Source organism: Variovorax sp. 20P10.2.4 (assembly GCF_058244205.1).
On sequence record NZ_JBZAYE010000358.1, the window covers coordinates 1 to 7,542 of the forward strand.

6 protein-coding genes are annotated in these 7,542 nt (G+C 70.1%); all 6 read right to left on the reverse strand.

What is annotated here, in order from left to right; translation table 11 throughout:
• A partial coding sequence (locus AC27VN_RS26670) for a DUF1501 domain-containing protein (RefSeq protein WP_490878480.1) occupies positions 1–1,211 on the reverse strand: 1,211 nt, incomplete at its 3' end.
• A gap of 25 nt (positions 1,212–1,236) precedes the next feature.
• Positions 1,237–2,820, reverse strand: coding sequence for a DUF1800 domain-containing protein (locus AC27VN_RS26675; RefSeq protein WP_490878481.1), 1,584 nt, complete (start codon positions 2,818–2,820; stop codon positions 1,237–1,239).
• Between the two features lie 121 nt (positions 2,821–2,941).
• Positions 2,942–3,637 carry a DsbA family oxidoreductase gene (locus tag AC27VN_RS26680; protein ID WP_490878482.1) on the reverse strand — a complete coding sequence of 232 codons (696 nt, stop codon included), beginning with the start codon at positions 3,635–3,637 and terminating at the stop codon, positions 2,942–2,944.
• Between the two features lie 61 nt (positions 3,638–3,698).
• Entirely contained in the window at positions 3,699–5,111 is a 1,413-nt protein-coding gene (locus AC27VN_RS26685; RefSeq protein ID WP_490878483.1) for an MFS transporter, read from the reverse strand.
• Between the two features lie 60 nt (positions 5,112–5,171).
• Entirely contained in the window at positions 5,172–7,055 is a 1,884-nt protein-coding gene (locus AC27VN_RS26690) for a bifunctional sugar phosphate isomerase/epimerase/4-hydroxyphenylpyruvate dioxygenase family protein (protein ID WP_490878485.1), read from the reverse strand.
• 191 nt (positions 7,056–7,246) lie between these two features.
• Positions 7,247–7,542: alpha/beta fold hydrolase (locus AC27VN_RS26695; RefSeq protein ID WP_490878484.1), on the reverse strand; the 296-nt coding region annotated here is incomplete at its 5' end.

Below are 7,542 nucleotides of genomic sequence, written 5' to 3' on the forward strand. Positions count from 1 at the left end.
CACACCAGCTTCAAGTCCTTCGGCGTCACGCCGTCGAACACCTTCGCGACCTGCGCGGGCGACAGCCCGTACATGCGCTGGAACAGCCCGCCGAGCACCGCGCGGTATTCGTTGAGCACCGGATAGTCGCGGTTCTGGAACAGCGTGGTGGCCGTCAGCGCCTGCTGCTCGCCGACCACGCGGCCGCCGGCCTGCGCCGAGAGGCCGCCGCCGAGCACCCAGTAGACCGTGCCATGGCCATGGTCGGTGCCCTTGTTGCCGTTCTCGCGGAAGGTGCGGCCGAACTCGCTGATGACCACCACCACGGTCTGGCGCCAGTTCTCGGGCTCCATCTCCTGCGCGAAGGCCGCGAGGCCGCGGCCCAGTTCCTCGAAGCGGTTCGCGAGGTAGCCGGTGGCCGCCCCCTGCCCCACGTGGGTGTCCCAGCCGCCGACATCGACGAAGCCGAGGTCGTAGCGCTCGCGCATCAGCGCGGCCATGCGGCGCGCCACCAGTTCGAAGCCCTTGGCGGTCATCGCGTTGCGGCTGGCGGCATCCATCTCGGCCTGCATCGCGCGCCGCACCTCGTCGCGCACCTGGAAGCCTTCGGCCACGGTCTGCGCGAGCGGCGTGTCGCGGTACATCGAGGCGATGAGCTGGCTCTGGCGCGCATCGAGCGTGGGCCGCGCATTGCCCGCGAGCGCCATGTTGGCGGCCCTCGCATCGCCGCGCAGCGAGATCGGCAACTGGTCGGTGAAGGCCATCGGCGAGACATCGGTGAGCGGTCCCGCGCCGAGCACGCCCGCGAGGCGGTTGAGGAAGCCCGAGCGGTAGTCGCGCCGGCGGTCGAGCGCCTGGCCCAGCTCGATGCCGTCCTGCGTCTCGAAGTGGCTGCGCGTGAGGTCGTCGGTGCCGGCGAAGGCGATGAACGCGGCCTGCTTCTGCTGGAACAGCGGCATCACGCTCTGCGCCAGCGCGGGATGCAGGCCCCAGTCGGCATCGAGCGGCAGCGCGCCGCCACCAGTGCCCGGTCGCCCGATCGCGATGCCGGGCCGCGAGGCGTAGTAGAAGTCGCTCGAGGTGGGCACCAGCAGGCTGGTGCTGTCGTAGGCACCGCGCAGGAACACGACCAGCAGCTTGGCGCCCTCGGCGGCCGGCGCGGCGATCAGGCGGGCGGCGGCGCCGGCCAGTGGCGCGGCGGCGGCGAAACGGAGCAGTTCTCGGCGTTGCATGGACTTGTCCTTTTTCGAGGGGGCGCTAGCGGCGCATCAGCTCGGGCGCGGCCAGCAGCAGCGTGTTCCATTCGGGCGGGTTCTTCGCCTGCGCGAGCACCTCGCGCGTGCCGGCGCCGAAGCCAGTCTGCATCTCGCGCACCGCGGGCGACTCGGCCAGCGGCGGGAAGGCCGGGCTCTCGAGCGGCGCCTTGGCATCGGTGCGAAACAGCACGGCACCGTTCGCACCCAGCGTGCGCGCGATCTCGAAGCGCGTGTTCATCTGCCCCGCGCTGGCCCAGGCGGCCTCGTGCAGCGGATAGCCGTCGGGCGTCTCGTGGCCATAGAGCGGCTGGCCCATGCGGTCGATCCAGTTGAGCATCGGCCCCACGTTCGCCACCACGCGGCCGTCGTAGGCCAGCCGCACGCCGGCCACTGCGTAGTGCACCGGGTCGCGGAACTTGCGGCCCAGCGAGGCCGCGAACTCGGGCGACTCGAACAGCGTGCGCAGGGTGGCGGCGATATCGCCGTCGCTGCGCGTGAAGCTCGCCGCCATGCGCTCGACCAGCGCGTTCGATGGATCGTCGGCCACGAAATAGACGGCGAGCTTGCGCGAGACGAAGCGCGCGGTGGCCGGCGCGCGCGCGAGGCGGTCGAGCGCCTCGTCGACCTCGGCCAGGCCGCGGCCACGAATCGGCTCGCCGAGCAGCGTCTTGGGGCCGTAGTCGTGGCGGTTGGGATTGAACTCGAACAGGCCCTGGCGCCGGTAGTCGGCGGCGATCGCGGGCCTGAGCTTGGGCGGCAGTGCATCGGCCGGCTGCAGGCTCACGCCCACGCCGGTGAGCACGCGCGCGAGCTCCTGCACGTCGGCCTGCGAATAGCCGCTGCCCACGCCCAGCGTGTGCAGCTCCATCAGCTCGCGCGCGTAGTTCTCGTTGATCCGGTTGGCGGCGTTCTGCGCGTTGTCGAGGTAGCGCAGCATCGCGGGATGGCGCAGCGTGGCGCCAAGCAGGTCGCGGAAGCGGCCCAATGCATGCGGGCGGATCGCGTTCTCTTCGTAGTCGCCGATCAGCGCGCGCATGTTGCCGCCCTTGCGCGAGCTGATGTTGAAGTGGTTCATCCAGAACCAGGTCATCTGCTCCTGCAGCTGGTTCGGCGAATAGAGCGCGCGCAGCACGAAGCGCTGCTGCGCCTCGCGCGCGAGCCGGTTCAGGTGCTGCTGGTAGGCCTGGCGCGCGGCCTTCTTCTGGTCTTCGTCGGGCAGCGCGTCGGCCGCCTTGCGCTCGGCATCGAGCGCGACCGCGAGCGTGTCCACGGGCGTGCGCGCGATCTCCATCGCGTCGATCTGCGCCTGGGCCTCGGGCGGCAGTGGCTGCGGTACGGGTTCCAGTTGGCGGCCCATCCACTCCGCCAGGCCCTGCTTCGCGACCTCGGCCTGGCCGCTCGCATTCGCGCCCCAGCTCACGCGGTCGAGCCATCGCAATTGGGTCAGTGCATCTGGCGGTGCGCCGCGCAATGCGAGCGGCGGCGCATCGGGCCGCGTGCCGAGCGCGCAGCCCACGAGCCACAGCGTGGCGGCCGCCATCCATGCGCCCTTCGCGAGGCGCGACCGGATCGGAAACGTGTGCATGGTGGGTTCAACCCGCGCCGTCGATGCGCGGTTGACCCCAGCATGCCAGCGCCGTGTAAAGCCGCGAGTCAGCTTCGTTTCAAGGCGAAACGCGCCCGCGGCCCAAGACGGCTGAAAGGGATCAGGCCGACGCCACCGCGCTGGGCTGCGCCCCCGCGATCTGCCGCAGCGCGCGCTCGAACACCTCCACCGGCTGGCCGCCAGAGATCAGGTGCTGGTCGTTGATGATGATTGCGGGCACCGAGTGGATGCCGGCGTCGGTGTACATGCGCTCGCGCGCGCGGGTCTCGGCCGCGTATTCGTCGCTCGCGAGGATCTCGCGCGCCCGCACGGGATCGAGGCCCGCTGCGGCAGCGAGCCGCACCAGCACCTCGGGGTCGGAGGGATTCTCGGCATCGGTGAAGTAGGCCTTGAGCAGCGACTTCTTCAGCGCGACCTGCTTGGCCGCGTCCTCGAGCTCGGCCCAGTGCAGCAGCCGGTGCGCGTCGAAGGTGTTGTAGATGCGCGGCCGGCCCTCGGGGTTGAAGACGAAGCCGACGGCCTCGCCGCGCTGGCGGATGGCCTCGCGCATCTGGGCCTGCTGCTCGCGCGTGGAACCGTATTTCTGGTTCAGGTGCTCGAAGGTGTCCTGGCCCTCGGGCGGCATCTGCGGGTTGAGCTCGAAGGGCTGGAAGTGCAGCTCGGCCGTCACCCCGGGCGCCACGCGCGCGATCGCGGCCTCGAGCGAACCCAGGCCGACGGCGCACCAGGGGCAGGAGACGTCCGAGACGAAATCGATCTTGAGGTGGGAGGAGGATGGGGTCGTCATGGCCGCCATTCTTCCGCGCGGCGGCGGCCTTGTCAGGTGCAAGGTCTTCCGCCGCCCCACCTCCGTGGCGTCAGGCCGCGGCGCGCGCCGTGACCGGGCTCGCGCCCAGGGTCCGGGCCCGCAGGCGGTCGTACTCGGCCTTGTCGACCGGCACGGCATCGGGGTCGCCGAGGTCGTTCATGTGCACGCGGTAGGTCTCGCGTGCACTCATCGCGGCCAGCGCGGCCAGCACGGTCACGGCAAAGGTGATGCTGCCCACGGTGAGCCAGATGTTGGCCGAGCCCGGAGGCGCCACGGTCGCGAACAGCGCGGGCAGCAGGGCCGTGAAGGTGGTGCCGATGTTCTGCGAGATGGCCATGGCCGACACCCGGTTGCGGGTGCGGAACAGCTCGGGATAGAAGCTCGGGAAGGTGGCGTTGTAGCCCTGGTAGACGATGCCCCACATCAGCAGCGACATGCAGATCGCGAGCGGCACGTTGCGCACGCTGATGGCATAGAGGTAAGCGAAGGACAGCAGGCCCGAGGCCAGCGCGCCGACGATGATCGGCGGCTTGCGGCCGATGCGGTCCGAGAGGTTGCCCACGAACGGGATCACCAGCACCGCGAGGATGTTGCCGAGCACCGGGATCCACAGGTAGACGTCCTTCTGGAAGCCGATGCCGTAGGCCGACTGCACCGCGTAAGCGGCGCCGAAGATGGTGGCGACCACCGGGATCACGTTCATCAGCGCCATGCAGACCACGCGCAGCATGTCGGCCCAGCTGTCGGTGAAGGCCTGCACGATCGGCGAGCGCGGCACCTCGCCCTTCTTGTCGGCCTCGGCGAAGGCCGGGGTCTCGTCGACCTCGCGGCGGATGACGTAGCCCGCGATGATGACGACGAAGCTCAGCAGGAACGGGATGCGCCAGCCCCACGAGTTGAAGGCCTCTTCCGGCATGTAGTGCGCGAGCGGCAGGAACACGGCGGCCGCCATGATCTGGCCGGCCTGCACGCCCTGCAGCGTGAAGCTCGCGAAGAAGCCGCGCCGGCCGAAGGGTGCGTGCTCGAGGATCATCGAGCTCGCGCCCGAGATCTCGCCGGCCACCGCGAAGCCCTGGATCAGCCGCAGGATCACCAGCAGCACGGGCGCGGCCAGGCCGATCTGGTCGTAGGTGGGCAGCAGGCCCACGGCCACGGTCGAGAAGCCCATGAGGAACATGCACAGGATCAGCACCTGCTTGCGCCCGTGCGTGTCGCCCCAGTGGCCGAGCACGAAGGCGCCGATGGGCCGCGCGACATAGCCCACGCCGTAGGTCGCGAGCGAGGCGATGATGGCCGTGGTCGGGTCGCCCTTGGGAAAGAAGATCTGCGGAAAGATCAGCGCCGCGGCGGTGGCGTAGATGAAGAAGTCGTAGTACTCGAGCGCCGAGCCGATCCAGCCGCTGGCGGCGGCCTTCTTCGACTGGTGCTTGCCTTGAGGCTCGTGAGCCGTGGTGTTCGCCATGGTTTGTCTCCGGTGTGGACGAGGATGAGCGGGTGAATGATTGGGTGAACGAAAGGGAAATCAGTCCTGGGCCTGCGAGGCCATGCGCGCCGGCGCGTTGAGCGCGCCGTAGGCGTCGTAGCCGCCGATGCGCTGCGCCACCTCGAAGAACAGGCCGTCTTCGAAGCTCTCGGTGTAGATGTGCAGGTAGTCGCCGGCCGGCGAGCGGTCGAACAGCACGCCCGCCGCGCGCATGCGTTCGAGCAGCGCGGCATCGAGCACGATGCGCGTGGCGAGGTCGTCGTAGTAGTTGTCCGAGATCGGCACGAAGCGCACGCCGTTGGCGCGCAGCCGCGCCACCGACGCGAAGATGTCGTCGCTGCGCAGCGCCACGTGGTGCACCGCGCCGCCGCCCTGCGCATGCACGGTGCGCGCGGTGCGCGTGCGCTGGCTCAGCGACACGTTGAGCACCAGGCGCAGGCTGCGCGCGGCATCGGCCACGCCGCGGCTCTTGATCAGGCCGAAGGGATCGGCCAGCTCGAGGCTCTCGCCGACCTCGAGCCCGAGCACGGCGCGCGAGAACAGCACCCAGGTGTCGAGCTGGTCGAGCGCGAGGCCGAGCGCGACGTGGTCGATGGCGCGCAGGCCGGCGTCATCGCCCCCCTCTTCGCCCTGCGCTTCGCCGGGCTCGAGGATGAAGTCGGCCTCGTAGAGCCCTGTGGCGCCGAGCGACGACGGAATGAAATGCAGCAGGTTGCCGCCCGGTACCACGATCGCGGGCACGGCCTGCTCGCCCGGGCCGACCGGGCTGTCGTGCCGTTGCGAGCACAGCGCGGTGGCGCGCGCCACCGCGGCCTGCGGATCGTCGGTACGCACGCCCAGCGCGCAGACCGAGGTGCCGTGCGCCTCGAAGCGCGTGCGCGCAAAGCTGCCGGGCTGCGCATTCACGACCATGTGGATGTCGCCCTGGCGGTAGAGCGTGACGGCCTTCGAGCGATGGCGGCCCGCGCGGCGAAAGCCCAGTTGCTGCAGCAGCGTGCCGAGCGCGCCGGCCGAAGACTCGTCGGCCGCGAATTCGATGAAGGACAGCCCGCGAAAGGCCGGCGCCTGCGGCGGAGCGAACAGCAGCGGCTGCGCCGGCGCAGTGGCCACGTGCTCGCGCACCTGGCTCTCGAGATACAGCAGCGAGCGCATCGCATCGACCGCGGTGCGGCGGTTCGGCGTCTCGCGGAACAGGTCGTTGAAGATCTCGAGCGACAGCGGTCCGGTGTAGCCGGCACGCAGCACCTGCGCATGGAAACCCGCCACGTCGAAGTCGCCCTGCCCCGGAAAGACGCGGTGGTGGCGCGCCCACTGCAGCACGTCCATCGAGAGCTGCGGCGCATCGGCCATCTGCAGGAAGAAGATCTTCTCGCCCGGGATGTCGGCGATGCCGGCCGGATCGTCGCGCAGCGAGAGCGTGTGGAAGCTGTCGAGGATCAGGCCCAGCGCGGGATGGCCGGCGCGCCGCACGATGTCCCAGGCCTGGCCATAGCGCGACGTGAAGCGGCCCCAGGCCAGCGCCTCGAAGCCCACGCGCAGGCCGTGGGCCGCGGCGCGTTCGGCCAGCGCATGCAGCTGCGCGGCGGCGCGCGCGGGATCGTCGAGCGCGAGCGGCGAGGTGTTCGAGCAGCACAGCATCAGCGGCACGCCCAGCGCGGCCATCAGCTCGAACTTGCGCTCGGCGCGCTCCAGGCCGCGGCGGAACTGCGGCTCGGGCATGCCTTCGAAATCGCGGAACGGCTGGTAGAGGTCGATCGCGAGGCCCAGGTCGGCCGCGAGGCCGCGCAGTTCGGCGGCCGTGCCCTTGAAGTTGACGAAGTCGCTCTCGAACAGCTCGATGCCGTCGAAGCCCGCCGCCGCGATCGCCTCGAGCTTCTGGCGCAAGGTGCCGCTGAGCGACACGGTGGCGATCGAGCGGTGCATGCGCGTCGCGGCGCGTTGCGAAAGGTCGGCGGAGGGCTGGAGCGTGTTCACGGGAGCGACTTTAGGAACGCCGGCCCGTGCCCACAACCATTTAGCGTCGTCTTTGATCGATCATCGAACGCAATCGTGCGAATTTCGCACGAATCAGGGGTTACACCTAGGTCCGGCGGACCATCGATACGCCCGCCGAATCAGAGACTGCGCCAGTAATCGATCAGCAGCTGCGCGAATTCGACCGGCCGCTCGACCGCGCTCACATGCGCGGCATCGATGCTGGCGAGCCGCGCGTTCGGGATCGCCGCCGCGATGGCTTCCGACATCGCGAACGGCGTGGCCTCGTCCTGCAGGCCGCCGATCACCAGCGTGGGCACCGCGATGCGGCGGTTGCTGTCGCGGAAATCGATCGCCGCCACCGCGTTGCAGCTCTCGATGTAGGCCTGCGGATCGTTGGCCAGCAGCACCGCCTGCAGCTGCTCGGCGGCCACCT